We start from the raw sequence: 24,820 nt of genomic DNA, 5'->3' as shown, positions 1-24,820 counted from the left end.
CCCATGGCCAAGGATCAGAGCCGCTCGCCGGCGATTGAACTCATCAATGTCACCCGCCGCTTCGTGTCGCCCACGGGCAAGACGCTGACGGCGCTTCGCGATTTCAACATGACGGTGGAGCGCGGCGAATTCGTTGCCGTGGTCGGGCCTACGGGCTGCGGCAAATCCACCACGCTCAATCTCGTCACCGGTCTTGCCAGGCCAAGCGCCGGCGAAGTGCGGGTGATGGGCGGACCGGTCAACGGCATCGACCCGCGTGTGGGCTTCGCCTTCCAGAAGGATGCGCTGTTCCCGTGGAAGAACGTCATCGACAACGTCATGGCCGGGCCGCTTTTCCGTGGCAAATCGCGGGCGGAGGCTGAAAAATCCGCAAAGGACTGGCTGGCCCGCGTCGGGCTCAGCAAATTCCTGCATCACTATCCCCACCAGCTTTCCGGCGGCATGCGCAAGCGCGTGGCGCTTGCCCAGACCTTCATCAACGAGCCGGAAATCCTGCTGATGGACGAGCCTTTTTCGGCGCTCGACGTGCAGACCCGCACGGTGATGCACGAGGAACTGCTGCAATTATGGGCCGAACGTCAGGCCTCGGTGGTCTTCGTCACCCACGATCTGGAAGAGGCCGTGGCGCTGGCCGACAAGGTCTATGTGCTGACGGCAGGCCCCGCCACCGTCAAATCCGTCTACCGGATCGAGTTGGAACGGCCGCGCGTCGTCTCGGAAATCCGCTACGAGCAGCGCTTCATCGATTACTGCAAGACCATCTGGGACGACCTGCGCGAAGAGGTGGAAACCAGCTATCGCCGCGCTTCGGAAGCTGCTTAAGGAAGAGCACTATGGCCAATATCACCATGAACACCCCCGCCGCCACCTTCCGCCCCGGCACGTCCGACAAGGAAATCGAAGCCGCCGCCCTTCGCGCCATCAAGCGCCGCAAGCAGGTGGTGCTTTTCTGGCAGGTCGCCATTCTCATCGCCTCGCTCGGCCTGTGGGAGCTTGCCTCCAGCCGCAACTGGATCGACCCCTTCTTCTATGCCAGCCCCAGCGCCGTGGCTGAACGCCTTTATGACTGGGCCGTCAACGGCACCACCGAAGGTTCGCTCTGGTACAATCTCGGCGTCACCATGGAAGAGGCGCTGATCGGCTTCTTCTCCGGCTCCATCGCAGGCGTGGTGGTGGGCATCGGCCTTGGCCGCAACAAGCTGCTGTCGGACATTTTCTCGGTCTATATCAAGGCCATCAACTCTATTCCGCGTGTGGTGCTGGCGCCGATCTTCATCATGATCATGGGCCTGGGCCTTGCCTCCAAGGTGGCGCTCGCCTTCATCATGGTGTTCTTCGTCGTCTTCGCCAATGCCTTCCAGGGCGTCAGAGAAGCCGACCGCGACATGATCGCCAATGCCCGCATTCTCGGTGCCTCCGACTGGCAGGTGACGCGCGCCGTCATCATTCCCTCGGCCATGAGCTGGATCTTCGCCAGCCTGCACGTCTCCTTCGGCTTTGCCATCATCGGCGCGATCGTCGGGGAGTTCGTCGGCGCCCGTTTCGGCATCGGCCAGTTGATCTCGATTGCCAAGGGCACCTTCGACGCCGCCGGCATGTTCGCCGCCATCGTGCTGGTGATGATCGTCACGCTTGCCGCGGAATATGTGATGACGCTGGTGGAAAACCGCCTTGCCAAGTGGCGTCCGCAGCAGAGCCTCGATACGCATTGATCTCTAGAGCGTTTCATTGTTTCATGGAAACACTGAAGCGCTCTAAATCTTTGTTTTTAGGTATTTCCGGACGGAAAACCGGATTCCACTTTTCCTGGAAATACTCTGAAACTCCCAAGAAAGAAGGCCCGCGAAAAACTTCGCGGGCCTTTTGTTTATCTCCCATCTGACCGCGCTCTCCTCACACAGCCCCCGGCAGCCTGACCTCCACCTTCAGCCCGCCCTCCGCCGAAGTGCCAAGGGTCACCTTGCCTCCGGCCCCTTCCACCACTTCGCGGACGATGGCGAGCCCCAGCCCGCTGCCTTCGGCCTGCGTGCCGATGATGCGATAGAAGCGCTCGAAAACCTGCTGCCGCTCCGCCTCGGCAATGCCGGGACCGCTATCCTCCACCGTCAGCAGCACCGCCGTCTGCATGCGCCGGACATTGACGGTGACCGTTCCGGGGGCTGGCGTATAGCGCAGCGCGTTGTCCACCAGATTGACCAGCATTTCCTTGAGCATGGTACCGTCGCCGATGACCACGGCCTCCTCTTCCGCTTCCAGGCCGATATCGATGCCTCGGCTGAGGGCGATTTCGGCATGGGCCTCCAGCACCTGACGGGCTACCGCCGCCATGTCGATGCGCTCGGCGCGCGGCGCGCGGCTTCCGGGTTCAGCCCGGGTCAGGGTCAGCAATTGTTCGGCCAATCTTGTCATCTGCCGGGTGGAGCGCAGCAAAGCCTGCAGTGCCTCACCGCGCCGCTGCGGATCGGTTTCGCGCATGGCAAAACCGGCCTGGGTGGAGAGCAGCGTCAGCGGCGTGCGCAGTTGGTGGGCGGCATTGGATACGAAGCGGCGCTGTGCGGCCATCTGGCCCTGCACCCGCGTCATGTAATCATTCAGCGCCAGCACCAGCGGGCGAAGCTCGGTGTGCACCAGCGTTTCGTCAAAGGCCTGCAACTGGTCGCGGCGGCGCCGCCGCACGGCATCGCGCAGCCTGAGCACGGGGGCCAACCCCCATTGCAGGCCAACCAGTGTCACCCCACCCGCCACGATGACCAGCAGGACCTGATCGTTGAAATTCGACAGCCACAAATCATTACGCATGGCCTGATGGCCGAAGCGCGTCACGGCAACCGTCACAGACACACGATATTCCGCAGGCAGGCCGACCAGCGGATGGGTAATCATCAAGGCGCGCAGATTGCTGTTGCGAAAGACGATATCCTGCCCCCTGCCCTCGACATCCGGCTCTTGCAGATCGCCATAGCCGGCGACCAGATTGCCCCAGGGGGTCATGACGCGGTAATAGACGCGGTCTCCATAGCCGGTATCGAAGATTTCCAGCGCCGCCGGTGGAATGTCCACCTCGATCGTGCCGCTGGCATCGACACGCACGGCTTCGGCAATCGTCCGGGCGGAACCGAGCAGGATGCGATCCGTCACCAGGCTGGCGGTGGCGCGGGCCTGCAACAGGCCGGAATAGAGATTGAAACCCACAACGCCCATCAGCGTCACCATGATCCAGGCCAGAAGCTGCGCCCGCAGGCTATGACGCATCTGCCGCAGAGCATGAGCCGCAGATTGCGCGGAAAAGCGGAGCACGGAAAGCCGCATGTCAGGCCGCTCTTAGCATATAGCCCAGGCCGCGCAGTGTGGCGATCTGCACCGCGCCGCCCTCCAGCTTCTTGCGCACCCGATGCACATAGATCTCGATGGCGCTGGGATCGGTTTCGGCATCGAAGCCGAAAACGCTTTCGGAAAGCGCTGCCTTCGTCACCGTGCTGCCAGCCTTCAGCATCAGATATTCCAGCACCGAATGCTCACGCGGCGTCAGCGCCAGCACCTCGCCTTTCAGCAGGAATTGCCGCGAAGCGCTGTTCAGCACAAGATCTCCCACGGCAATTTCCGGGCTGGCAAGATCATGACCGCGCCGGATCAGCGCCCGCAATCGCGCCTCAAGCTCCGGCAGGTCGAAGGGCTTGGCCAGATAATCATCCGCGCCGGAATCGAGCCCCGCCACCCGGCCTTCCAGAGAAGCATTGGCGGTGAGGATCAACACCGGAACTTTCCGCCCCGCACGGCGCATGCGCTTCAGCAGCGTCATGCCGTCGATCTTCGGCAGCGACAGGTCCAGCACGATGGCCGCATAATCCGTCAGCGCCAGCAGATGCTCCGCCTCCTCGCCATCATGGGCGAGATCCACGGCATATTGCGCCTGCGTCAGCGCCCGCGCCAGCCAGTCGGCCAGTTCATGATTGTCCTCAACGATCAGCAGGCGCATGACGGTGTGTTCCCCCCTCTGCGGCACCTTTCACAGCCAGCCGCACTCCAGACCGCTTGCCCAGTCCGGCCTGTTGCGGCTGGCCGCCAGCCGGGCCATATCAAGATGCCGATAGGGCACCAGACGGAAGGTCACGGTCCAGTTCCCCTCCTGCTTTTCGAGAATGGCATAGGATGCCAGCGGGGTTCCCGCCTCCACCCGATGATAGACTGGCAGGTCGTCGTCATAGGCCGGACAGCCGACACTGCCCGGATTGACGATCAACCGCCCATCCGCAAGCCGCACCGCCCGTGGCAGATGCGAGTGCCCGCACAGGATCAGCTCCTGTTCGATACCCTCTGCCAAAGCCTCAATGCTGGCGCGGTCATTAAGGTGCACCTTACCTTCGGGGCTTACTTTTTCCAGCCAGTAGACATCGTCCACCTTCGGATTGGCATGGCAGAGAAACACCGTGTCACGCCAGATCCGGGTCACGGGCAGTGCTTTCAGCCATTGCAGATGCCGGGGCGAGAGCTGGTCATAGGCCGCGGCATCGGACGCATGCATAGCGGCCCGCTCCTGCTCGATCAGATAGCGATCGTGATTGCCCCGGACGGTCACGGCATCGAGCAGTAGCAAGAGATCGCCGGTGCGGCCAGCCTCCAGCGGGCCGGAAAAACAATCGCCCAAATTGACGATATGATCATGGCCAATGCCCTGAGCGGCGATATCCGCCAGCACCGCTTCCAGAGCAAGGCAATTGCCATGAATATCGGCGATGGCGGCAAAGCGCATGGTCAGCTTCCCCGATAGGTGGAATAGCCATAGGGCGAGAGCAGAAGCGGCACATGATAATGGGCGGTGACATCGCTGATGCCGAAGCGGATGGGGATGACATCGAGGAAAGGCGGTTCCGTCAGCGCAAAGCCGCGCGCTCTCAGATAATCCCCCGCATGAAACAGCAATTCATATTGGCCGACGGCAAAGCTTTCGCCCGCCAGGATCGGCCCGCCATCCACCCGGCCATCGGCATTGGTAAAGACGGTCTTGATCAGTTCGGCCTCTTCGCCCTGCATGCGCATGAGCTGGATGCGCAGACCTTCCGCCGGTTTGCCGAGCGCGGTATCGAGAACATGGGTGGTCAGGCCGGTCATAGGCTGGGCTCCGCAATCAGGAAGGGCTCATCGAAGAAGAATTCCTCGAGATTGTTTCCCGGTCCATCACGATCCGCAACCAGAAAATCGCTTGTTTCCCCAATCGCCATCAGCGGATGATGCCAGACATTGCGCCGGTAATTCACGCCCTGATGGGCGGCCGCCAGAAACACCTGCGGACAGCCGGGACGGCCATCCTCATCCGTTGAAACCGCCAGCAGAAAAGGGCGACCGGACAGCGGCGTAAAACTCTGGCTGCCGAGCGGATGCCGCTCCATCATGGTGACGGCATAGGGAAAACGGCGCGGCTGGCCGCGAAAGATATTGAGGATGACCCGCGCCCCCTCGCCCGCAATCTCAGGGCTTGCCAGCGCATGAAACCGCTCGGTGGTGCCGCCGTTGATCAGGCGCATACGGGCGGGATCGGCTTCGATCACCTCGCCAAAGGGTGCGAAGCTCTCCGCCGTCAGCGGGCGGATGGGAAGGGTATCGGTCATGGTGTCTTGCCAAATCCAGGCTCTGAAAGAACTGTTTTCAATTGGGCCGAAAGCTTCGGCATCTCATGCAGCAAGGTCTGCCAGACAACGGCAAAATCCAGCTGATAATATTCATGGGCGATGAAATTTCGCATGCCGCGAATTTTCATCCAGGGAATTGCGGGATGATCCTGCACAAAATCCGGAAAGCGCTGCTGAATGCGGCTCGCCTCCTCTCCAAGCAGCACGAAACCCATCGGCACGGCCATTTGCGTGCGGGAATCAGCACGAAACTCCTCTTCCGTCATATGGCTGATGAAGGAGAGGGTCTCATCGACAGCAGAGATCATGCGCTTGAGATGATCCGGCAACCGTGCCGATTTCTTCATAACGGCTTGGCCTCATTGAGAATTCTATCGCGAAGCTCACGCGGGAGTGCAGCTGGGGTGACCAGATCCACACGACATCCCAGAAGTTCCTGCAATTCCTCCTGCAGACCGCCCAGATCGAAGAGCGTGGTCGACGGCGCGGGATCGATCAACAGGTCGATATCGCTCTCATCGGCATCGTCGCCCCGCGCAACAGACCCGAAGACACGCGGATTGCTGATATTGTAACGTCTGACCGTGTTGACGACCGCGCCAATATTTTCGCTAAGCCGCACCGATGGTCTCATCGCCTTGAAGCCCTTCCTGTTTTACGTTGCAATCATATCAACCGGGCATCCAAAAACCTATCACCATCTGCCCACTTCACAAAGAAAAGCGCCAGCGACGGACGCTGGCGCTTTCTTATTCCTTTGGTTTGCCCTTCATAAAACCTGTTTCCAGGCAAACCCCGCCATTCAGGCTCAGGCGGCGGCGGAAGCAGCCGTGGGCACTTCGGCGATCGTGGCCAGAACGCGCGAAGCGATCTGGTACGGGCAGCCCTGGGAGTTCGGGCGGCGGTCTTCGAGGTAGCCGCGATAGCCATTGTTGACGAAGGAGTGCGGAACGCGGATGGACGCGCCACGGTCAGCAACGCCGTAGGAGAACTTGTTCCAGGGAGCAGTTTCGTGCTTGCCGGTCAGACGCAGGTGGTTGTCCGGGCCGTAAACGTCGATGTGCTCTTTCCAGTTCTTGGCGAAGGCAGCCATGAGGGCTTCGAAATATTCCTTGCCGCCCACTTCGCGCATGTACTTGGTGGAGAAGTTGCAGTGCATGCCCGAGCCGTTCCAGTCGGTGTCGCCGAGCGGCTTGCAGTGGAATTCGACGTCGATGCCATACTTTTCGCAAAGACGCAGCAGCAGGTAGCGTGCCATCCAGATCTGGTCGGCAGCCTTCTTGGAGCCCTTGCAGAACACCTGGAATTCCCACTGGCCCTTGGCCACTTCGGCATTGATGCCTTCGTGGTTGATGCCGGCGGCGAGGCAGAGATCGAGATGTTCTTCAACGATTTCGCGGGCAACGGAGCCGACATTCTTGTAGCCGACGCCGGTGTAGTACGGGCCCTGCGGAGCCGGGTAGCCCTGCTCGGGGAAGCCGAGCGGACGGCCGTTTTCGTAGAAGAAGTATTCCTGCTCAAAGCCGAACCATGCATCTTCGTCGTCGAGGATGGTCGCGCGGCTGTTGGAGGAGTGCGGGGTGACGCCATCGGGCATCATGACTTCGCACATCACGAGAACGCCGTTGGTGCGGGCCGGGTCCGGATAAACAGCAACGGGCTTCAGCACGCAGTCAGAGCTGTGGCCTTCGGCCTGCATGGTGGAGGAGCCATCGAAGCCCCACAGGGGCAGCTGTTCCAGCGTCGGGAATTCGGCGAATTCCTTGATCTGAGTCTTGCCGCGCAGGTTCGGAACCGGCTTGTAACCATCCAACCAGATGTACTCGAGCTTGTACTTCGTCATTGTCGATCTCTCATAAGTCCGCGCCCTTCCATCGGACGCACCCAGGAACGATCCTCCGGCTTGCCGGGGAGTCGGGATGATTAAAGCAGGAAGCGTGCCAAACTCGATTTAGGCCCTGCGAAGAACCAGAAAAACACCGCTTCGAACCGCCAGAAGCAGACGAAGCCCTGAATTTCATTAATATTTTTTCGCTAAATTAGACAGAAGACAATCGTCCCGCAGGCAGACAACGAAGCTTACCTTCAAAAATGCCTGCAAAACGCGCACCGCACAGAAAAGAATCTGATTTATTTTTGAGCAAAATGCACTTTTCATGTGCAGAACCTGTGAAGAAATGCTAAAAACACTTGGAAACCGCCTGAACCAGCAGCAACCGCCGCGCGTTAAGGCAGCACGGGCCAGCCCGAATGTGGATGGGGTCCGAAGAGGAATGGGAGGCAGGAGCATGACGACGAGCTTGAGCGGGGAAACCGCAAAGATCTACCAGTTTCCGCTGCACCGGATCGACAGGAACCGGCGTGGCCTTGTGGAAACCAAGCCGCAGCCGGTGATTTACGAAAGCGGCTCCGGCAGCTGGTATCACGAAGAGGCCATCCGTGAGGCGGATGAAAGCCGCAAGCAATAATACGAACTGCCATCTTCGAGCCTTGGTATAAAGGCGAATAGCCAGGTTGCGCTCAGGCCTACGGCAGCATGGCCTCAAGCCTGAGGCGCGCGATCTTCTCCACCTGTTGGCAAGCGGTTGAAAACTCCGCCTCAGCGGTATTTTGAAGCCGCGTTTCGAAAGCGGTCAAAATATCCTGCCGGTCCAAGCCCTTGACCGCGATAATGAAGGGAAAGCCGAACTTTTCCGTATAGGCGGTATTCAGTTCGGTGAAGCGGGCATGCTCTTCAGCAGACAGCCGATCCAGCCCCGCGCCCGCCTGTTCCTTGCGGCTGTCTTCCGTCAGTTCACCGGCAATGGCCAAGCGGCCCGCAAGATCGGGATGGGCGCGCAAAACACCGAGGCGTTCGCTGTCGCTGGCCGTGCGGAAAATAGCCGCCAGCCCGTCATGCACGGAAGCCGCCGTCAACGGTTCATCGATGAAGCCGGCATCATAGGCGCGCTCGGCAATGAAGGGGGAATGTTCGAACACGCCGCCGAACTGATCGATAAATGCCTGACGCTCCACTGCCGACCCCATTTCAACACACTGCGGCATGATCTCTACTGCATAATTCCTTAAATCGGAATCGATTTAAGGAATTATGCACCAGATCTAAAGCGCTACAGCGAACCTTTGTGCGCCATATATGGCGCACGGCGCTGTAGAATGCCTTTCCGGAACTGTCCAGCCTGTCCGCGAAGGAGACTGAATGCGCCCGGGATGTGATGTTATGTCATTACATTTGTTCAATATTTTTGATCCTCGCCCTTTTCCTCTTACCCTTGTGGCAGGCTCATCCAGCCCTATATGCGCTGCGTCTGCTTCGTGAGACAAACCGCTCGATTGACGGCAGACCCGTGTACTAGGCTCCTGCTTTTCGGGACGCCAGGCGCAGCCATCCATTTCTCTCGCGGACCCTGCGGGCATTACCGCCCGCCTCCACCCGCACAGCAGCCGAGGATCTACCCATGCCGATCGCAAGAGGTTATGCCGCTACCGATGCCAGCAAGCCGCTGGAACCTTTCAGCTTCGAGCGCCGCGAGCCGAAGGAGGACGATGTCGTCATCGACATCCATTATTGCGGCGTCTGCCACTCCGATATCCATCAGGCCCGCAATGAATGGGGCAATTCGAAATTCCCGATGGTGCCGGGTCATGAAATTGCCGGTGTGGTCACCGCCGTCGGCTCCAAGGTCACCAAGTTCAAGCCCGGCGACCGCGTCGGCGTCGGCTGCTTCGTCGATTCCTGCCTTCACTGCGCCACGCGCGATGTCGACCGCGAGCAATATCTGCCGGGTCTGGTGCAGACCTATAATGACTATGAAGCCGACGGAAAGACGCTCACCCAGGGCGGCTATTCCGACAGCATCGTGGTGAAGGAAGGCTATGTCCTGTCCATTCCGGACAATCTGCCGCTCGACAAGGCAGCCCCGCTTCTCTGCGCCGGGATCACGCTTTACTCGCCGCTGTCGCACTGGAAGGCCGGTCCCGGCAAGAAGGTCGCCATCGTCGGCATGGGCGGCCTTGGCCATATGGGCGTGAAGATCGGCGCGGCCATGGGCGCGGATATCACCGTGCTCAGCCAGTCGCTTTCCAAGAAGGAAGACGGCCTGAAATATGGCGCCAAGGATTACTACGCCACCTCCGATGCCGAAACCTTCAAGACGCTTGCCAACACCTTCGACCTGATCGTCTGCACCGTCAGCGCCGGGATCGACTGGAACGCCTATCTCAACCTGCTGAAGGTGGATGGCACCATGGTGCTGGTGGGCGCGCCGGAACATCCGGTTCCCGTGCATGCCTTTTCCCTCATCCCCGGCCGCCGCAGCCTGGCGGGCTCGATGATCGGCTCGATCAAGGAAACCCAGGACATGCTGGATTTCTGCGGCAAGCACAATATCACCGCCGACATCGAAAAGATCGACATCAAGGACATCAACGCCGCCTATGAGCGCGTGCTGAAGAGCGATGTGCGCTACCGCTTCGTCATCGACATGGCGACGCTGAAGGGCTGATACGCAAAGGCGCATCCCGATAATGGGATGCGCCTTCGGTTACGATTGTGCCTTTTCCCGCAGCATCTCTGCGAAAGCCTGCTTGATGCGGCGGACATAGGGGTTCTTGTATTCGAAACCGAAATTGCGCTCATGCACGAGCATGGAAGCGTTGACCTCGAACACCACCACCCGGCCTTCGCGGTCCAGCCCGCAATCGATGCCGAAGTAATCGAGACCGATACGGCTGCGGATCTCGTCCAGCGCGGCCATCGCCTGTGGCGTGAAAAACCGCTCCGGGCTTTCGAGAAAATCATGCTCTTCCTGGCGCATCCATTCCTCATCCTTCATGCGGGTGGAGGCGTGATGCACCTTCCAGCCGTCACCGATGGCCAGATGATAGGGCAGGATGCGATTGCCGACGAAGACCCAGCGATATTTGCGAAAATAGCCGTCTTGCGAAGCGTAATCGACATAATCCGTCAGGTAGAGGGCAGCATCCCCCGCCTGTTGGGCAAAGGCGGCCACGGCTGCAGCCGTCTCCACATACTCCATCAGTTCGCCGCCATGGGTTCCGGCATGACGCAGGATGACCGGCAGCGGCACCGCCTCAGCGCCCTCGCCCGTCAGAGCTTGAGCCTCGATACGGCGGGTCATCGGCACCACGGCATGGGCAATGCCCTGAAGACGGGTCGCAATCGAGGCGCGGTCGGTGCCGAGAATGCGGGCGGGATGGTTGACGATCGGCTTGCCGAAGCTTTCCGCCAGCACCTCGACCGAGGACAGGACATCGGCGGAAAGATCGATATCCGAGACGAGATTGACGACGATATCGGCATCCTCGGCCAGCGCCGCGCTGTCATAAACGGCTTCCGGCAAGGCGATGATCAGATCGGCATCGTAATCGGCCCCTTCGATCAGGTCTTCATAGGGCGTATTTCCGGCAAAGGGTGCAAAGAGCATCAGCGCCTTGAGCGGCTGCCTTTCACCAAGCGCGCGGTACTGGCGCGCCGCCCCCCGGCTGCCCGCCTTCAGGAAACAGCGGCGGGCGGCATCCGCATCGCCGTGGTCGCGCTCCAGATTGCCGGTGAGCAGCAGGGCATCGACATTGTCCGGCCGCTTGGCCAGCGCGTGGCGGGCAAGCACCAGGGCGTCTTCGGCAGCACCCTGTTTTTCCAGCGCCTGGGCCTTGTTGCACAGGCAATAGAAATCCTCGGGCGCCAGTGAAAGCCCCTGGTCATAGGCGTTGATGGCCTGATCGAGCTGGCCGAGCCTTTGCATGATATCGCCGAACAGCGTCCAGCAGCCGACATCCTCCGGCGCAAGCTGCAAGGCGCGAACGGCCAGTTGCACGGCCTCGTTCAGGCGGCCCGCCGCTTCCAGCAGATGGCCCTTTTTCAAAATGGCAAGGTGATAGTCCGGATTGAGGCGCAGCGCCTGATCGAGACTGAGATCGGCCAGCCCCGCCTGACCCTGATCGGCCAGCAGCGCGCCGCGATGATACCAGGAACTGGCGTCGTCGGGATTGAGCTTCACCGCCTTCTCAAAACAGGGCAGAGCGCGCAGGCCGTCACCCTTGCCGAGATGGGCCATGCCGAGACCGGCAAGGGCTGCGGCATAATCCGGCTTCAGTGCCAGGGCCGCCTCGAACCACGCCACCGCTTCGGCCGGGCGCTCCGCCTGCAGCAACAAATAGCCGAAACTGTTGGAGGCCAGCGGGTGCTGGCGCACCAGATGCGGCTCGGCAGACAACAGCGCGATGGCGCCTGCCGCATCGCCCGCCTCGATCCTGTCGGCAAGGTGGGCCATGAGCTCGGGAAGAGACAGGGGGGAAGGCTTAGGCGCTGGCTGCATGGCGGGGGCTTTTCGGCAAGAGAAAGTTTTAATTGACAACTATGGCCCGCCGCTGGTGCGAGGCTGACTACAGCGCCGCGCGCCATAGATGCCGCACGGCGCTGTAGCACTTATTATCTGCTGCATAACTTTATCCTTAAATCGGTCCCGATTTAGGGAATTATGCTGTAGAAGGCCTCTTACCAATCCGGCTTGTGATGCGCGTGCCAGTGCCGGGCGATATCGATGCGGCGCGGCAGCCAGACCTTGTCATGCGACAGCACATAGTCCAGAAACCGGCGCAGCGCCGCCGCGCGGCCCGGACGCCCGACGAGGCGGCAGTGAAGGCCCACGGACATCATTTTCGGCGCGCCCTCCAGCCCTTCCTGATAGAGCGTATCGAAGGCGTCCTTGAGATAGGTGAAGAACTGATCGCCGGAATTGAAGCCCTGCGGCGTGGCAAACCGCATGTCGTTGGTTTCCAGCGTATAGGGAATGATCAGGAAGGGCTTGCCCTGAAGATCGGGCACCCAGAAGGGCAGATCATCGGAATAATTGTCCGAGGAGTAGAGAAAGCCGCCCTCCTCCATCACCAGCCGCAGCGTATTGTCGGAAGGCTTGCCCTGATACATGCCATAGGGCCGCTCGCCCGCCACCTGCGTGTGCAGCCGCACCGCTTCCAGAATGTGCTGGCGTTCGATTTCCTCCGGAAAATCCTTGTATTCCAGCCAGCGATAGCCGTGGGAGGCAATTTCCCAGCCAGCCTCGTTCATGGCGGCCACGGCCTCGGGATTGCGCGCCATGGCCAGCGTCACGCCATAGACGGTCACCGGCACGTTCAATCCGGTGAACATGCGGTGCAGCCGCCAGAAACCGGCGCGCGAACCGTATTCGTAGATCGATTCCATATTGAGATTGCGCTGGCCCTGCCAGGGCTGCGCTCCGACGATTTCCGACAGCAGGCATTCGGAGGCCGGATCACCGTCGAGAATGCAGCTTTCGCCACCCTCTTCGTAATTGATGACGAACTGCACCGCCACCCGCGCCTCGCCCGGCCATTTCGGATCGGGCGCGGAGCGGCCATAGCCGACGAGGTCACGCGGATAGGTTTTCTCGGTCATTGCAAATCACCCTCTTGGTCTTTTCGGCAACGGTAGGCCGCATCAGGAACCTTGTCGAGAGGATGTTGCACCGCGAGAGGCGCAGCGTCATGTTAAGCAATCTTGCGGGCAGATACGCGCCCCATCGGATGCAGCGAATGCACCACGAATGGCGCGCCGGGCTCCCGCTCCACCAGAAGGGCAAGGTTGGAAAAATGCGGCGGCCTTTCCAGCGCCGGACGGAAGAAGGCCTCCGCCACCGCCTTCAGCCGCTCGGCCTCCCGCCCATCCAGCGGGCCGGTCAGCGGCAGGTAGAAGCGGAATTCGTCGAGCACATGCGGGTCGCCCCAGCGGTAGAGATTGGCAAATTGCGGCGCGCTCAGCCGCTCCGGCGCCATGCGCTCGATCTCGTCTTCACTGAGAGGCGCGCGAAATTCGTCGAAAACCTGCAGCACCAGAGCCGCAAGCCGATCCATTTCGGCAGAGGGCACAATGGGGCTGAGGCCCAGAAACTCGCCGAAACGGGCCACTTCAAGAGGCGGCAACGTGAACGGTTCAATCGTGCCGGCAAAATGCATCAGGGCGCGCAGAAGCTGGGCCTCCGTGGTTTCGTCTCGCAGGCGAAACGGTGCTTTCAGGCAGGCGCGAAACCCTTCCCGGCGCGGCAGGGCGGTGTGATAGGCAATCTCATGGGCGCCGAGCCCCGGCAGGAAAGGATGCTCGACCGGCTCTCCGGAAAAGAAATTGCGGCCAAGCCAGTTGGCCCCGGCCTCGGCCAGACCGTCACGCGCAGAAGGTGTATAGGCAATCGAATACCGCATGCGTCATGCCCTTTCCGACAGCCCTGTGCGCCAGTTCCTGACTGGCTCATCACATGGCTTTTATGGGCCGGAGCCTAGGCGATTCGCATGACACTATGACGAAAGGGGCGCGGCGGAATTTCACCTTTTGCGGGAACTCACATCAAGGTGATGGGCCAGGGTAAAGGTCTCCGGCAGCGGCTGCGGCACTCCCGTCACCGCCCCGAGCGCGGCTGCCGCCAGCCGGTGGGCAATGCCGAAACTCACCTTGAAGCCGCCTGTGAGCGCCAGGATCGCCGGATGGCCGGGCAGCGGCCCCACCATCGGGTCGCGGTCAATGGCCTTCGGACGCAGTCCCGCCCAGCGCTCCGCGACCGGCGCATTCGCCAGCGCCGGGACCAGCGCCCGGGCGCGTTCGATCAGGAGGTCGAGTTGCGCGTCGGTGGAAAAAGGGTCTGCAAACTGGTTTTCGCTGGTGCTGCCCACCGCCACCTGGCCGTTTTCGTGCGGCACGACATAGAGTCCGTCGAGATAAAGCAGCGGCAAAGCAGGATCGATGCTGGCCTCCAGCAAAGCCGCCTGCCCCTTCACCCCCATGCCAAGCGGCCTGCCGGGCTCTGCCCGAAGCGGCTCCAGTAAGGAAAAGGTCTCGACACCGCCCGCCAGGATGGCATGACCGAAGGCAAGGTCGCGGCCATCAGCCAGCAGTGCCCTTTGCCGGGACGTCTCGATGGCGCGAACGGCCACACCCTCGATCAGCCGCACCCTGGGCGATTGCCGGAGCCGTGCCAGAAGCAGCGCCGTCATGGTGCGGGGAAAGACCCGGGCCGCCAGCGTATCGAAAACCAGACCGCCTTGTGTGAAAGCACTGTCCGGCCAGCCGGAACCGAAGGGCGATGCCTCCAGCACCCGCCACTCGAAGACCCGCTCACCCTCCCGCCAGACATGGGCGGCATCGCGCTGATGCCCGAGCGCAATCTTCTTGAGATGGGGTTTTGGCAGAGGAATCAGGCGTCCAGAGCGGCGATAGCCGCTTTTCAGGCCGGTTTCCGCCTCCAGCCGGGCGATCTCTGCTTCCAGCGTGATCAGCGCGTCGAACTGGAACTGCTTCTTGTCGTTCCAGCGGTCGGGCATATGCGCCATCAGCGCGCCGAGCACGCCCCCGCTGGCGCCGCCACCGATAGGGCCCGCCTCGACCAGCGTGACGGTGAGCCCTGCCCGCTCGGCCAGCACGGCGGCCCAAAGGCCCATGATGCCGCCGCCCACGATCAAAAGCGGAGTGGACGCCAAAGTGGAGGAAGACGATTGACCCGCTGCGTCGAGGGTCCTATCGGATGACAACATGACGGCGACACATCCTGACCATGAACCGGAAAACGGCCAGACCCTGCTCTGGCACGAGGGCGATATGCCCTATTCCACCGCTTTTGGCGATCACTTTTACTGCCAGACCGACGGGCGGCTGGAATGCGGCCATGTGTTTCTGACCGGAAACGGCCTGCCGGAGCGCTGGCAGGCGGGCGGCGCCTTCCGCATCGGCGAGCTTGGCTTCGGCACCGGGCTGAATGCCTGCGAGACCTGGCGACAATGGAAAGCAACCCGGCCAGAAAGCGGGCATCTGCACTTCGTGTCCTTCGAGCTTTACCCCATGGCGGCAAACGACCTCGACCGGGCGCTCTCCCGCTGGCCGGAACTGGATGCGGAACGGCAGGCACTGGTTCCGGCCTGGGATGCGGCACTGTCTACGGCAGGGCCTGAGACCGGCAAAAGCGTCGAGATCGATCTGGATGCTGCAACCCGGCTGACCGTCATATGCGGCGAGGCTCTGCCGGGGGTCACAGCAAGCCCGTTAATCTTCGATGCCTGGTATCTCGACGGATTTGCCCCTTCCCGCAATGGCGCCATGTGGTCACCGGAGCTGATGCAGGCGGTGTTCGACCATACCCGCCCCGGCGGGCGCTTCGCCACCTATGCCGCCGCAGGCTTCGTGCGCCGCAATCTGGCCACGGCAGGCTTTAGCGTGGAGCGACGCAAGGGCTTTGCGGGCAAGCGGGAAATGCTCTGCGGCGTGCGCAACTGAAAAAGTTACAGCGTCCTTTGTGCGTTTTATCAAACGCACAAAGGACGCTGTAACACTTTAAACCTGCTGCATAATTTTACCTTCAATCGATTCCGATTTAAGGAATTATGCAATAATACCAAGGCTCGAAGATGCTCACGCATCCTCGCCTTGAAGAGATTTCGAATATCTCAAATGCATCAGGGGCTTGAGATATTCGAAAAGGGAATACTAAGAGTCATTTTCAATGACTCTTAGTATAAGCAGGCCTACCCGACAATCTTCCAGACCTCGTCCTGCCCGACACGCTGGCTGACGAGGTCGATCAGCTGTTCGGGGCTGAGCGGCTTGACCACCATGTCATCCATACCGGCAGCAAGGCAGTCGCGACGCTCATGCAGGAAGGCCGCACTGGTCATGCCGATCATGGCGGTGGGCAGCCGTGAGGCGTCACTGCGCTCCTCGTCCCGGATCATGCGGGACAGGTGAAAGCCCTCCTTGTCCGGCAGGGAAAGGTCCAGAAGAATGAGCGCGGGCTCCTGCGCGCGCCAGATGGCCAGCGCCGCCGCTGCATCCGTGCAGGATCTGAAGGTAAGCGGCGCCTGCCGCAGAACCTGTTCGAAAAAGTGGCGCTCGCTCTCGCCCTGCTCCACCACCAGAACGTCGATGCCCTGCTGCCGGGACAAGGAAGGCGTCGTGACGGTCTGCTGCGGACGCCATTTTTGCAGCCGCACCCTTTCGGCTCTCAGCACATCGGCCAGCGCATTGCGCAGCAGCCCTTCGCGCACGGGCCGGACCAGTTGCGCCTGAACGGCCACATCCCCGTTGAGGAGGTCCGGGCCCATCGGCTGCGGGAAGGTGATGGCCACCACCGGCAGATCGGCAAAACGGATATCGGCGCGCATCTGCCGCAACCAGTTCAAGGCGCCCGACGCCTCCGTGCCGATATCGACAAGGACGATATCGACCGGCGCATCGAGCGCCATGGCGTGTTCGAGAAGATGCGTGGCAAGCCCAATGTCCGAAACGGCTGCGGCATCGAAACCCCATTGGCCGAGAGAGGCCGTCAAGGCGTCGCCCTGGGCCGGGCGCTCGGCCAGCACCAGCACCCGCGCGCCCTTGAGCGCATGCGGCAGGCTTGCCTGACTGCGCAGGCCCGCCAGCGCGAAAGGCAGTGTCAGCGACACGATCCGGCGGCCAAGGGCGGTGTTTTCCACGGCCACCTTCCCGCCGAAGAGATCCACCAGCCGTGTCACCATGGCCTGGGTGAGATTGAAACCCGTCTCCGCAAGCACCGGGCTTTCCACCGCAACCTCAAGCTGGCCCCGGCCCTCGCCGGTTTCGCGGCATCCCAGCCGCAGCACGATGCAGTCCTGCTCGCTCATGGCAATGGCATCGCGGAGCAAAAGGGTCAGCAGTTGCCGGAACCGGCCCGCATCGCCGACCACATGATGGGTAAGTGCGCAACCGCGCAGCACCAGTTCCATATGCCGGTCGCTGGCCGCACCCGCCATCAGGGTCATCACGTCTTCGGCCGCCGTCAGGGGATCGAAGAGCGTTTCGGTCAGGGCGATCTGCCCGTCGGAAATCTCGGAAAACTCCAGAAGATCGTTGATCACCGTCATCAATGCCCGTCCGGATTTGACGATGACATCCACGAAGGTGCGCTGCCTTGCATCGAGTTGCGAGGCGCCGAGCAATTCGGCCATGCCCAGCACGCCGTTCATCGGGGTACGGATCTCATGGCTGATGCTTCTCAGGAAACGGGATTTGGCCTGATCGGCGGCTTCCGCCTGCTGGCGGGCTTCGATCAATTCCCTCTCGCGGATTTTCAGAAGCGAGACATCGGCAAAGGTGCCGACGATGAAAGGCCCGCCTTCCACGCCGTCCAGCCGCTTGCGGCTGACCAGCAGCGGCACCTCCTCACCGGTCGGCATGACGAGACGCTCCTCGCACTCCATCGCCTCACCGGTCTGCAGCACCTTGATATTTTCCAGCCGCAGCCTTTCACCGGAGCGCGGAAACATCTCTTCTTCGGTCTGGCCATAAAACCGCGTGCGCTCGCCGCCCAGGATCTGCTCGAAGGCAGCATTGGCAAAAATCAGGCGGCGGTCTCGATCGCGCAGAAAGACCGGCTCCGGCACGTTTTCAAGGGCGGCGCGATAGAGCGCACTTTCGCGCTCATGCTTCTGCGCCTCCGTCACATCGCTGTAGACGATCAGCAGCGCGCCGTCCTCGAACCGGTGCCGCTGCAGCAGAATTTGGCGACCATCGGAGAATTTGAGAAATTGCGGTTTGTGGAGATCGGCCAGCAGCGAGCTGATCCGCTCCTGACAGACCTCTTCCAGCGGGCGGTCGCCATAATGACCGCTGGCATGGATCATCGCCACCATGTCGCGATAGCTCATGCCGACCCGGAGCTCGGCCCCCAGCGCCGCAGACATCACGGCCTCGCGCCGGTTGAAATAGCGGATCACCAGATCGCGGTCGAGATAGAGCACGCTGATCGACAGGGCATCGAGCACCAGGCGGTGGATACGCGCCTCCGGTCCGAGGCGAGCATCGTCACCCCGCAACGCTTCAGGTTTTGCCCGCCGCTGAGGCGGCTTGCTCAACGGTTTAGGCCGGTCCCGGAACACACCGAAAACGTAAAGCGCCTCGTCTTCGGTCACGAAACGCTCGATATCCGCACGGCAGCGCTGCTGGTCGTCGGCGGCAAAGACCAGTTCCATCTGCTCGGTGCCGAACACCAGCACACGCCGCTCCATGTCTTCGCAGGCGGCGTCCTCCGGGCGTCCGGTGATCTCGCTGAGGCGGCGACCGTGAAGATCGGCGGCATCGAGCCCGCAATAGCAGGCGAAAGCGGCATTGACGGCAACGAAACGCAGTTCGCTGTCCTTGATAAAGGCGGGCACGCCAAGGCCTGCGATCTTGTCGCAGGCAATTCTCAGCAATCCGCCTTTTAGCGCCACACATACCCCCGGGGGCCATGGAATCAGGGACAACACCCTTATTACAGGAATCCCTTTTGAACTGTAACCAAAAGCACCTGTTGCGAAACTTTTGCCCTAATTATGCCCGCGAAAATCCATGGTCATATCATCAAGCCGCCGTTTTGCGGGATCAGCATGATCTTCATCTCCAAGAGAGATGTGGAAAGGATTTAAGCCATGTCCGTATTTCGCAAAAGCATGATTGCGGGCCTTATCGCCGTATCGCTTGCCGCTGCCGCTTCTCCCGCGGCCGCCCGGGATCACTTCTGGGGCGGCGTTGCAGCGGGTGCGCTGGGCGGTGTCGTCGGAGGCGCCCTGATCGCGGGTGCAAACCGTCCGGTCTATGCCTATGAGCCGCCGCCGCCCCCGCCGCCGGTGGTCTATCGCAGCTATTACCGCCCGGTTTACGTGCCCGCCTGCCATTTCGAATGGCGCCACAATGAGTGGGGCGATGCCTACCGTGTACAGGTCTGCCCGCGATAATACCGGACTTACAGTCCGTCCAATAATCGCCGCTGGCCGTCTGCAAATGGCAATTTCTGCGCTTCCGGTACTCACGTACGTTAAGTACGCTCCGTTCCGGTTCTCGAAATCACCATTTTCGCCAGGCCAGCAGCAATTCTTGAACAGACTGTTACACATTGCTAATTTCAGAAAAGGCCCGCCTGGACACAGCGCGGGCCTTGACTTTTTGATGTTTAAAGGCCAAATGACGCTCAGCTTTCAGCCCTTGGCCGCCGCGTGAGCGCGCCCTCGTGTCTTGTATGATGTGACGCGAAAGGGGATAAAGGCGCTTAAGACAAGCTCTTCGCAGGCATCTGCGCCAGAAAGCCCATTTCAACTGACAAGTTCCCAATTCACGCGGGGTTCTTGACGCCGGAACGACCATGTCCGCCAGAAGGCGGCGTGGAGATCGCGTCCGGCGCCCCGAAAGGTTTATGAATTGACTGATTTCCACGCCCTTGGTCTCTCCAAGTCCATCGTTGCCACGGTAAGCCAGCTTGGCTTCGCAACGGCAACGCCCATTCAGGAGAAGGCCATTCCGGTGGTGCTCGAAGGCCGCGACCTGATCGGCCTTGCCCAGACCGGCACAGGCAAGACGGCGGCCTTCGGCCTGCCGATCATCGAAATGCTGGTGGCCGCCAATCGCCGCCCGGAGGCGCGCACCACAAGGGCGCTCATTCTCGCTCCCACGCGCGAACTGGTGAACCAGATCGGCGACAACCTGCGCAATTTCGTGAAGAAGCAGCCGCTGAAGATCAATCAGGTCGTCGGCGGCGCATCCATCAACAAGCAGCAGTTCCAGTTGGAGCGCGGCACGGACATTCTGGTGGCCACGCCCGGCCGCCTGCTGGACCTCATCGCCCGCAACGCATTGTCGCTTTCAGCCGTCACCCATCTCGTGCTGGACGAAGCCGATCAGATGCTGGATCTCGGCTTTATCCACGACCTGCGCAAGATCGCCAAGATGGTGCCCGCCAAGCGGCAGACGCTGCTGTTTTCGGCCACCATGCCGAAGGCGATTGCCGATCTGGCCGGCAGCTTCCTCAGCAATCCGGTGAAGGTGGAAGTCAGCCCGCCCGGCAAGGCTGCCGACAAGGTCGAGCAGTATGTGCACTTCGTCAACGGCCAGAACCACAAGACCGAGCTTTTGAAGCAGGCCCTGGCCGACAATCCCGATGGCCGCGCCATCGTCTTCCTGCGCACCAAGCACGGCGCGGAAAAGCTGATGAAGCATCTGGACCTCACCGGCCACTCGGTTGCCTCCATTCACGGCAACAAGAGCCAGGGCCAGCGCGAGCGGGCGCTCAAGGGCTTCCGTGACGGCTCGATCAAGACGCTGATCGCCACCGACGTCGCGGCCCGCGGCATCGACATCCCCGCCGTCAGCCATGTCTTCAACTATGATCTGCCGGAAGTGCCGGATGCCTATGTGCACCGGATCGGCCGCACCGCCCGCGCCGGGCGCGATGGCATCGCCATTGCGTTTTGCGGGCCGGAGGAAGGCCGCCTGCTCCGCGACATCGAGCGGCTGATGGGCATCGAGATCTCGGTTGCAAGCGGCGAACCGCATGCGGACATGAACCGTAGCGCCACCCGCAACAACCGCCGTGGCGGCAATAACCGCAACCATGCGCAGCCGCAGGCGCGCAAGGATGGCCGCGCACCGCAGGCCAAGCGGGAAGACGGCCAGAAGCGCGACCACCGCCCCGCCAAGAGCGAACAGGGCGACCAGAACCGCCAGGGTCGCCGGCCCCGCCGCCAGCGCCCCAGCCAGGGCGGCGCTCGCGCCGGTGGCGGCCAGCGCCGCGACGGCTAAAGCATTGTCCTGAGAAAAGTGGAAACGCTCTAAATACGTATAAGGCCCGGCGCGGAAACCGTTTTCACGGTTCCGGCCGGGCCTTTGCGCGTTACCCGGGTGGGGGATCAGGCAACGCGGCTGAGCTGACGTCCTGTGGCGGCGCTTGTGCGGTTTGCATCGCCAAGGTTGAACTGGCCGATCATACTCTTCAGCTTGTCGCTTTCAGCGGCCAGCGTGGCGGCGGCGGCACTGCTTTCCTCGACCATGGCGGCATTCTGCTGGGTGGCCTGGTCCATGCTGTTGACGGCGCCGTTGACCTCGGAAAGCCCGGTGGACTGTTCCCGCGCCGCCGTGGAGATGGCCTGCACGTGATCGTTGATATCGACAATCAGCTCGCTGATGCTCTTCAGAGCCCGCCCCGTATCGCTGACCAGCTTGACACCGCCGGCCACTTCCTGGGTCGAATTCTGGATCAGTTCCTTGATCTCCTTGGCTGCCTTGGCGGAGCGCTGCGCCAGTTCGCGCACTTCCTGCGCCACCACCGCAAAGCCCCGGCCCGCCTCACCGGCCCGCGCCGCCTCGACACCGGCATTCAGCGCCAGAAGGTTGGTCTGGAAGGCGATCTCGTCGATCACACTGATAATGTTGGAGATTTTGCCTGACGATTCCTCGATCCGGCTCATCGCATCGACGGCCTGCGCCACGACATTTCCGGAGGTTTCGGCATTGTCCTTGGCATTGGAAGCCACCTTGCGGGCTTCCTGGGCGCGCTGGGCCGAAGAGGTGACGTTCGAGGTGATCTCCTCCAGTGCTGCTGCCGTTTCCTCCAGGCTGGAGGCCTGGGTTTCGGTGCGGCGGGAAAGATCGTTGACGCCCTGGCTGATCTCCTGTGTACCCTCGCTGATGACGCGGACGCTGTCGGCAATCTGGCGGAAGGTATCGCGAAGCTGGGTGACCGAGCGGTTGAGATCGTGGCGGAGGAATTCGAATTCCGGCGAGAAAGGCTCGTGCAGCTGGAAGCCGAAATCTCCTGAACACAGCCGCTTCAGACTTTCGCCCAAGGCGCTCACGGTTTCGACACGCTTGGTGACATCGGTCGCGAATTTCACCACCTTCACCACCTTGCCATTCATATCGAGGATCGGATTGTAAGATGCGGAAATGGTGATCGGACGGCCGTCCTTGTGAACCCGCTTGAATTCCGCCGCCTGATACTTTCCTTCCGACAGTTGCTTCCAGAATTCCTTATACTCCGGCGAGGCAACGAAATCGCGGTCCACGAACATGCTGTGATGCTTGCCCTGGATCTCATCCAGACGATAGCCCAGCGTCTTCAGGAAATTGTCGTTGGCGGTGATAATAGTGCCGTCAATGGAAAATTCGATGATCGCCTGCGAGCGGCTGATGGCGGCAATCTGCGCCGCATAGTCCAGGTTCAGCAGGCGTGCCTTGGCATCAGCCCATTCCACCACGAAACCGTGCAGCTTGGCGCCCCTCTTCAGCGGCGTCACCATGAGGTCGAAAATACGGTTGCCAACGCGGATGGTGGCGCTGTGCGATTGGGTCAGCGCCGCCAGCATGCCGCGCTGGTGGGCGGGGTTTTTGTGAAAGACGTCGATATTGCTGCCGATCAAAGTATCGACGCTGAAACGCGGAAGTTCTTTCTTGAGATCGGCCTCTGCCTCACGAAGCAACTCCATCACTGCCGGGTTCATATAGGTGATGTTCAACTTTGCGTCTGCCACCATGACATTGGCTTTCAGCGAATCCAGCGCCAAAAGCTTGGCTGTCCCGTTGGAATTGACGAATGCTTCGATGCCCATTGCTTCTCTCCTGTCCCTTTTGTTCCAAAATATATACAGCTAATTAAAAAAGCTCTAATTCACGACATGGCTGTATATCTTTTTGAACTAAACCCAAAAATGGAAGAGAAACCGCGGAGGATAGCCGTGGCAAAGGCGGACGATGTTCACAAACGCGGCAATTGCGTAATTTCTAGCCACAACCAATCACCCATAAGGAGTGGCATTCGGCACGTCAGACCGCTCGCCATGCCCAATTCCCAGCCAAACAGATGAAAAACAAGCAATTCTGGAGGCCCATCGCGCCACAGAGGAATGGAACAAATCATTTGAGGGCAATTGTGCATGGTTCTTGCATCGGACCCTGTGTTGTATTCATATGATCCAAAACGAACGGGGATCGCACCTTTGGCATTTGATGAAATGATGATGGCGGACGGCGGTCCGCGAGGGCCCTACGAGAAATATTGGGAGTGGTATTCCAGCCAGGATCCGGGACATCTGATCGCGAAATCGCGCGATGCGGAAAACATCTTCCGCAAGACCGGCATTACCTTCGCAGTTTACGGCCATGCCGATTCCGCCGAGAAGCTTATTCCCTTCGACATTATTCCCCGCATCATTTCCGGCCGGGAATGGCGCAAGCTCGCCCAGGGCATCGAACAGCGGGTGCTGGCGCTCAATGCCTTCCTGGATGACATCTATCACAAGCAGGAAATCATCCGCGCCGGGCGCATTCCGCGCGAGCTGATCGAGAAGAACGACGCCTTCCTGCCGGAAATGATCGGCTTTCGCCCGCCGGGCGGCGTCTATACCCATATCGTCGGCACGGACATCGTGCGCACCGGCGAGGATCAGTTCTACGTGCTGGAAGACAATGCCCGTACCCCTTCCGGCGTGTCCTACATGCTGGAAAACCGCGAAACCATGATGCAGATGTTTCCGGAACTGTTCCAGATCAACAAGGTGCAGCGGGTGGAGGATTATCCCTATCTTCTGCGCCAGTCACTGGCTTCGCTTGCGCCTCCCGGCTGCAAGGGCAAGCCGCGCGTGGCGGTACTGACGCCGGGCATCTACAATTCCGCCTATTACGAACACTCCTTCCTCGCCGACATGATGGGCGTGGAACTGGTGGAAGGCTCGGACCTGCGCGTCATCGACGGCAAGGTGAAGATGCGCACCACCCGCGGCTATGAGGCCATCGACGTGCTCTATCGCCGCGTCGATGATGATTTCCTCGATCCGCTGACCTTCCGGCCGGATAGCTGCCTTGGCGTGCCCGGCATCATGGATGTCTACCGCGCGGGCAATATCACCATTGCCAACGCCCCCGGCACCGGGATTTCCGACGACAAGGCCATCTATTCCTATATGCCGGAAATCGTCGAATTCTACACCGGCAGCAAGCCGATCCTCGAAAACGTGCCCACCTGGCGCTGTTCCGAGCCGGACAGCCTCGCCTATGTGCTGGAGCATCTGGAAGAGCTGGTGGTGAAGGAAGTGCACGGTTCCGGCGGCTACGGCATGCTGGTCGGCCCCACGGCCTCCAAGAAGGAGCGGACGCTTTTTGCCGACAAGCTGAAGGCCAAGCCCAACAATTATATTGCCCAGCCGACGCTATCGCTTTCCACCGTGCCGATTCTCGTCAACAAGGGCATCGCGCCCCGGCATCTCGACCTTCGCCCTTACGTCCTCGTCTCCGACAAGGTGCAGATCATTCCTGGCGGCTTGACCCGCGTGGCCCTGAAAAAGGGTTCGCTGGTGGTCAATTCCAGCCAGGGCGGCGGCACCAAGGATACATGGGTATTGGAGGACTGAAT

23 protein-coding genes and 1 pseudogene are annotated in these 24,820 nt (G+C 61.0%); 8 read left to right on the top strand and 16 right to left on the bottom strand.

What is annotated here, in order from left to right:
* Window positions 1-3: 3 nt before the first annotated feature.
* Window positions 4-822, top strand: coding sequence for an ABC transporter ATP-binding protein (locus QO005_RS03705; RefSeq protein ID WP_307156640.1), 819 nt, complete (start codon window positions 4-6; stop codon window positions 820-822).
* Window positions 823-833: 11 nt separating this feature from the next.
* Window positions 834-1,712 (top strand): ABC transporter permease, encoded by an 879-nt coding sequence (locus QO005_RS03700; RefSeq protein WP_307156639.1) that lies wholly within the window; start codon window positions 834-836, stop codon window positions 1,710-1,712.
* Window positions 1,713-1,725: 13 nt separating this feature from the next.
* On the opposite strand, the gene QO005_RS03695 is transcribed toward QO005_RS03700, so the two are convergent.
* From QO005_RS03695 to QO005_RS03655, 9 genes are all read right to left on the bottom strand, one after another.
* Entirely contained in the window at window positions 1,726-1,878 is a 153-nt protein-coding gene (locus QO005_RS03695) for a hypothetical protein (RefSeq protein WP_307156638.1), read from the bottom strand.
* 15 nt (window positions 1,879-1,893) lie between these two features.
* The gene (locus QO005_RS03690) at window positions 1,894-3,309 is read right to left on the bottom strand and encodes a sensor histidine kinase (protein WP_307156637.1); all 1,416 of its coding nucleotides are present in this window, start codon (window positions 3,307-3,309) and stop codon (window positions 1,894-1,896) included.
* A gap of 1 nt (window position 3,310) precedes the next feature.
* The gene (locus tag QO005_RS03685; protein WP_307156636.1) at window positions 3,311-3,976 is read right to left on the bottom strand and encodes a response regulator; all 666 of its coding nucleotides are present in this window, start codon (window positions 3,974-3,976) and stop codon (window positions 3,311-3,313) included.
* A 30-nt stretch (window positions 3,977-4,006) separates the two neighbouring features.
* Entirely contained in the window at window positions 4,007-4,750 is a 744-nt protein-coding gene (locus QO005_RS03680) for a metallophosphoesterase family protein (protein WP_307156635.1), read from the bottom strand.
* A 2-nt stretch (window positions 4,751-4,752) separates the two neighbouring features.
* Entirely contained in the window at window positions 4,753-5,109 is a 357-nt protein-coding gene (uraH, locus tag QO005_RS03675) for a hydroxyisourate hydrolase (RefSeq protein ID WP_307156634.1), read from the bottom strand.
* On the bottom strand, window positions 5,106-5,606 hold the full coding sequence (locus QO005_RS03670; RefSeq protein WP_307156633.1) for an ureidoglycolate lyase: 501 nt from the start codon (window positions 5,604-5,606) through the stop codon (window positions 5,106-5,108). Before QO005_RS03670 ends, uraH begins: the two co-directional genes overlap by 4 nt.
* The gene (locus QO005_RS03665) at window positions 5,603-5,974 is read right to left on the bottom strand and encodes a HepT-like ribonuclease domain-containing protein (protein ID WP_307156632.1); all 372 of its coding nucleotides are present in this window, start codon (window positions 5,972-5,974) and stop codon (window positions 5,603-5,605) included. Before QO005_RS03665 ends, QO005_RS03670 begins: the two co-directional genes overlap by 4 nt.
* Window positions 5,971-6,261, bottom strand: a complete 291-nt coding sequence (locus QO005_RS03660; protein ID WP_307156631.1) for a nucleotidyltransferase family protein — start codon at window positions 6,259-6,261, stop codon at window positions 5,971-5,973. The genes QO005_RS03665 and QO005_RS03660 overlap by 4 nt, the downstream gene beginning before the upstream one ends.
* Before the next feature lie 174 nt (window positions 6,262-6,435).
* Window positions 6,436-7,470, bottom strand: a complete 1,035-nt coding sequence (locus tag QO005_RS03655) for a glutamine synthetase beta-grasp domain-containing protein (RefSeq protein WP_307156630.1) — start codon at window positions 7,468-7,470, stop codon at window positions 6,436-6,438.
* A 445-nt stretch (window positions 7,471-7,915) separates the two neighbouring features.
* Here QO005_RS03655 and QO005_RS03650 point away from each other — a divergent pair, with 445 nt between their 5' ends.
* A complete protein-coding gene (locus tag QO005_RS03650) occupies window positions 7,916-8,095 on the top strand; it encodes a DUF2735 domain-containing protein (protein ID WP_307156629.1) in 180 nt (59 codons plus the stop codon).
* A 58-nt stretch (window positions 8,096-8,153) separates the two neighbouring features.
* Here the strand turns inward: QO005_RS03650 and uraD are convergent, their stop codons facing one another.
* A complete protein-coding gene (uraD, locus tag QO005_RS03645; RefSeq protein WP_307156628.1) occupies window positions 8,154-8,672 on the bottom strand; it encodes a 2-oxo-4-hydroxy-4-carboxy-5-ureidoimidazoline decarboxylase in 519 nt (172 codons plus the stop codon).
* 413 nt (window positions 8,673-9,085) lie between these two features.
* Here uraD and QO005_RS03640 point away from each other — a divergent pair, with 413 nt between their 5' ends.
* Window positions 9,086-10,132, top strand: a complete 1,047-nt coding sequence (locus QO005_RS03640) for an NAD(P)-dependent alcohol dehydrogenase (protein ID WP_307156627.1) — start codon at window positions 9,086-9,088, stop codon at window positions 10,130-10,132.
* A gap of 39 nt (window positions 10,133-10,171) precedes the next feature.
* On the opposite strand, the gene QO005_RS03635 is transcribed toward QO005_RS03640, so the two are convergent.
* The 4 genes from QO005_RS03635 to QO005_RS03620 all read right to left on the bottom strand — a co-directional run bounded on the left by QO005_RS03635 (window position 10,172) and on the right by QO005_RS03620 (window position 15,188).
* Entirely contained in the window at window positions 10,172-11,920 is a 1,749-nt protein-coding gene (locus QO005_RS03635; RefSeq protein ID WP_307156626.1) for a tetratricopeptide repeat protein, read from the bottom strand.
* Between the two features lie 224 nt (window positions 11,921-12,144).
* On the bottom strand, window positions 12,145-13,065 hold the full coding sequence (puuE, locus tag QO005_RS03630; RefSeq protein WP_307156625.1) for an allantoinase PuuE: 921 nt from the start codon (window positions 13,063-13,065) through the stop codon (window positions 12,145-12,147).
* Between the two features lie 92 nt (window positions 13,066-13,157).
* A complete protein-coding gene (locus QO005_RS03625) occupies window positions 13,158-13,865 on the bottom strand; it encodes a DUF1045 domain-containing protein (protein WP_307156624.1) in 708 nt (235 codons plus the stop codon).
* A 120-nt stretch (window positions 13,866-13,985) separates the two neighbouring features.
* Window positions 13,986-15,188, bottom strand: a complete 1,203-nt coding sequence (locus QO005_RS03620; RefSeq protein ID WP_307156623.1) for an NAD(P)/FAD-dependent oxidoreductase — start codon at window positions 15,186-15,188, stop codon at window positions 13,986-13,988.
* Here QO005_RS03620 and mnmC2 point away from each other — a divergent pair.
* A complete protein-coding gene (gene mnmC2 / locus QO005_RS03615; RefSeq protein ID WP_307156622.1) occupies window positions 15,187-15,924 on the top strand; it encodes a tRNA (5-methylaminomethyl-2-thiouridine)(34)-methyltransferase MnmC2 in 738 nt (245 codons plus the stop codon). The two genes, QO005_RS03620 and mnmC2, sit on opposite strands and share 2 nt — an antisense overlap.
* Before the next feature lie 248 nt (window positions 15,925-16,172).
* Here mnmC2 and QO005_RS03610 read toward each other — a convergent pair whose 3' ends face one another.
* Window positions 16,173-18,875 (bottom strand): PAS domain-containing protein, encoded by a 2,703-nt coding sequence (locus QO005_RS03610; protein WP_307156621.1) that lies wholly within the window; start codon window positions 18,873-18,875, stop codon window positions 16,173-16,175.
* A gap of 198 nt (window positions 18,876-19,073) precedes the next feature.
* Here QO005_RS03610 and QO005_RS03605 point away from each other — a divergent pair, with 198 nt between their 5' ends.
* Both QO005_RS03605 and QO005_RS03600 read left to right on the top strand, forming a co-directional pair.
* A complete protein-coding gene (locus QO005_RS03605) occupies window positions 19,074-19,379 on the top strand; it encodes a hypothetical protein (RefSeq protein WP_307156620.1) in 306 nt (101 codons plus the stop codon).
* Window positions 19,380-19,802: 423 nt separating this feature from the next.
* Window positions 19,803-21,207 (top strand): annotated as a pseudogene (locus tag QO005_RS03600) (DEAD/DEAH box helicase); the annotation flags it as partial.
* A gap of 116 nt (window positions 21,208-21,323) precedes the next feature.
* Here QO005_RS03600 and QO005_RS03595 read toward each other — a convergent pair.
* A complete protein-coding gene (locus tag QO005_RS03595) occupies window positions 21,324-23,021 on the bottom strand; it encodes a methyl-accepting chemotaxis protein (protein WP_307156618.1) in 1,698 nt (565 codons plus the stop codon).
* A gap of 387 nt (window positions 23,022-23,408) precedes the next feature.
* Between QO005_RS03595 and QO005_RS03590 the strand changes: the two genes are divergently transcribed.
* Complete coding sequence (locus tag QO005_RS03590; protein WP_307156617.1) at window positions 23,409-24,818, top strand: circularly permuted type 2 ATP-grasp protein; 1,410 nt, start codon at window positions 23,409-23,411, stop codon at window positions 24,816-24,818.
* Window positions 24,819-24,820: the final 2 nt, after the last annotated feature.

The organism is Allorhizobium paknamense (assembly GCF_030815125.1).
GTDB classification, from domain to species: domain Bacteria; phylum Pseudomonadota; class Alphaproteobacteria; order Rhizobiales; family Rhizobiaceae; genus Allorhizobium; species Allorhizobium paknamense.
This window is presented reverse-complemented; position numbering and strand designations above follow the sequence as displayed.

Excerpts from the sequence above, each read along its gene's own strand:
- QO005_RS03690 (WP_307156637.1), bottom strand. The coding sequence starts at position 3,309 with ATGCGGCTTTCCGTGCTCCGCTTTTCCGCGCAATCTGCGGCTCATGCT.
- QO005_RS03700 (WP_307156639.1), top strand. The coding sequence starts at position 834 with ATGGCCAATATCACCATGAACACCCCCGCCGCCACCTTCCGCCCCGGC.
- QO005_RS03680 (WP_307156635.1), bottom strand. The coding sequence starts at position 4,750 with ATGCGCTTTGCCGCCATCGCCGATATTCATGGCAATTGCCTTGCTCTG.
- QO005_RS03665 (WP_307156632.1), bottom strand. The coding sequence starts at position 5,974 with ATGAAGAAATCGGCACGGTTGCCGGATCATCTCAAGCGCATGATCTCT.
- puuE (WP_307156625.1), bottom strand. The coding sequence starts at position 13,065 with ATGACCGAGAAAACCTATCCGCGTGACCTCGTCGGCTATGGCCGCTCC.
- QO005_RS03685 (WP_307156636.1), bottom strand. The coding sequence starts at position 3,976 with ATGCGCCTGCTGATCGTTGAGGACAATCATGAACTGGCCGACTGGCTG.
- mnmC2 (WP_307156622.1), top strand. The coding sequence starts at position 15,187 with ATGACGGCGACACATCCTGACCATGAACCGGAAAACGGCCAGACCCTG.
- QO005_RS03705 (WP_307156640.1), top strand. The coding sequence starts at position 4 with ATGGCCAAGGATCAGAGCCGCTCGCCGGCGATTGAACTCATCAATGTC.
- QO005_RS03620 (WP_307156623.1), bottom strand. The coding sequence starts at position 15,188 with ATGTTGTCATCCGATAGGACCCTCGACGCAGCGGGTCAATCGTCTTCC.
- QO005_RS03670 (WP_307156633.1), bottom strand. The coding sequence starts at position 5,606 with ATGACCGATACCCTTCCCATCCGCCCGCTGACGGCGGAGAGCTTCGCA.
- QO005_RS03650 (WP_307156629.1), top strand. The coding sequence starts at position 7,916 with ATGACGACGAGCTTGAGCGGGGAAACCGCAAAGATCTACCAGTTTCCG.
- QO005_RS03605 (WP_307156620.1), top strand. The coding sequence starts at position 19,074 with ATGTCCGTATTTCGCAAAAGCATGATTGCGGGCCTTATCGCCGTATCG.
- QO005_RS03625 (WP_307156624.1), bottom strand. The coding sequence starts at position 13,865 with ATGCGGTATTCGATTGCCTATACACCTTCTGCGCGTGACGGTCTGGCC.
- uraH (WP_307156634.1), bottom strand. The coding sequence starts at position 5,109 with ATGACCGGCCTGACCACCCATGTTCTCGATACCGCGCTCGGCAAACCG.
- QO005_RS03635 (WP_307156626.1), bottom strand. The coding sequence starts at position 11,920 with ATGGCCCACCTTGCCGACAGGATCGAGGCGGGCGATGCGGCAGGCGCC.
- QO005_RS03660 (WP_307156631.1), bottom strand. The coding sequence starts at position 6,261 with ATGAGACCATCGGTGCGGCTTAGCGAAAATATTGGCGCGGTCGTCAAC.
- QO005_RS03655 (WP_307156630.1), bottom strand. The coding sequence starts at position 7,470 with ATGACGAAGTACAAGCTCGAGTACATCTGGTTGGATGGTTACAAGCCG.
- QO005_RS03595 (WP_307156618.1), bottom strand. The coding sequence starts at position 23,021 with ATGGGCATCGAAGCATTCGTCAATTCCAACGGGACAGCCAAGCTTTTG.
- uraD (WP_307156628.1), bottom strand. The coding sequence starts at position 8,672 with ATGCCGCAGTGTGTTGAAATGGGGTCGGCAGTGGAGCGTCAGGCATTT.
- QO005_RS03640 (WP_307156627.1), top strand. The coding sequence starts at position 9,086 with ATGCCGATCGCAAGAGGTTATGCCGCTACCGATGCCAGCAAGCCGCTG.
- QO005_RS03695 (WP_307156638.1), bottom strand. The coding sequence starts at position 1,878 with ATGGGAGATAAACAAAAGGCCCGCGAAGTTTTTCGCGGGCCTTCTTTC.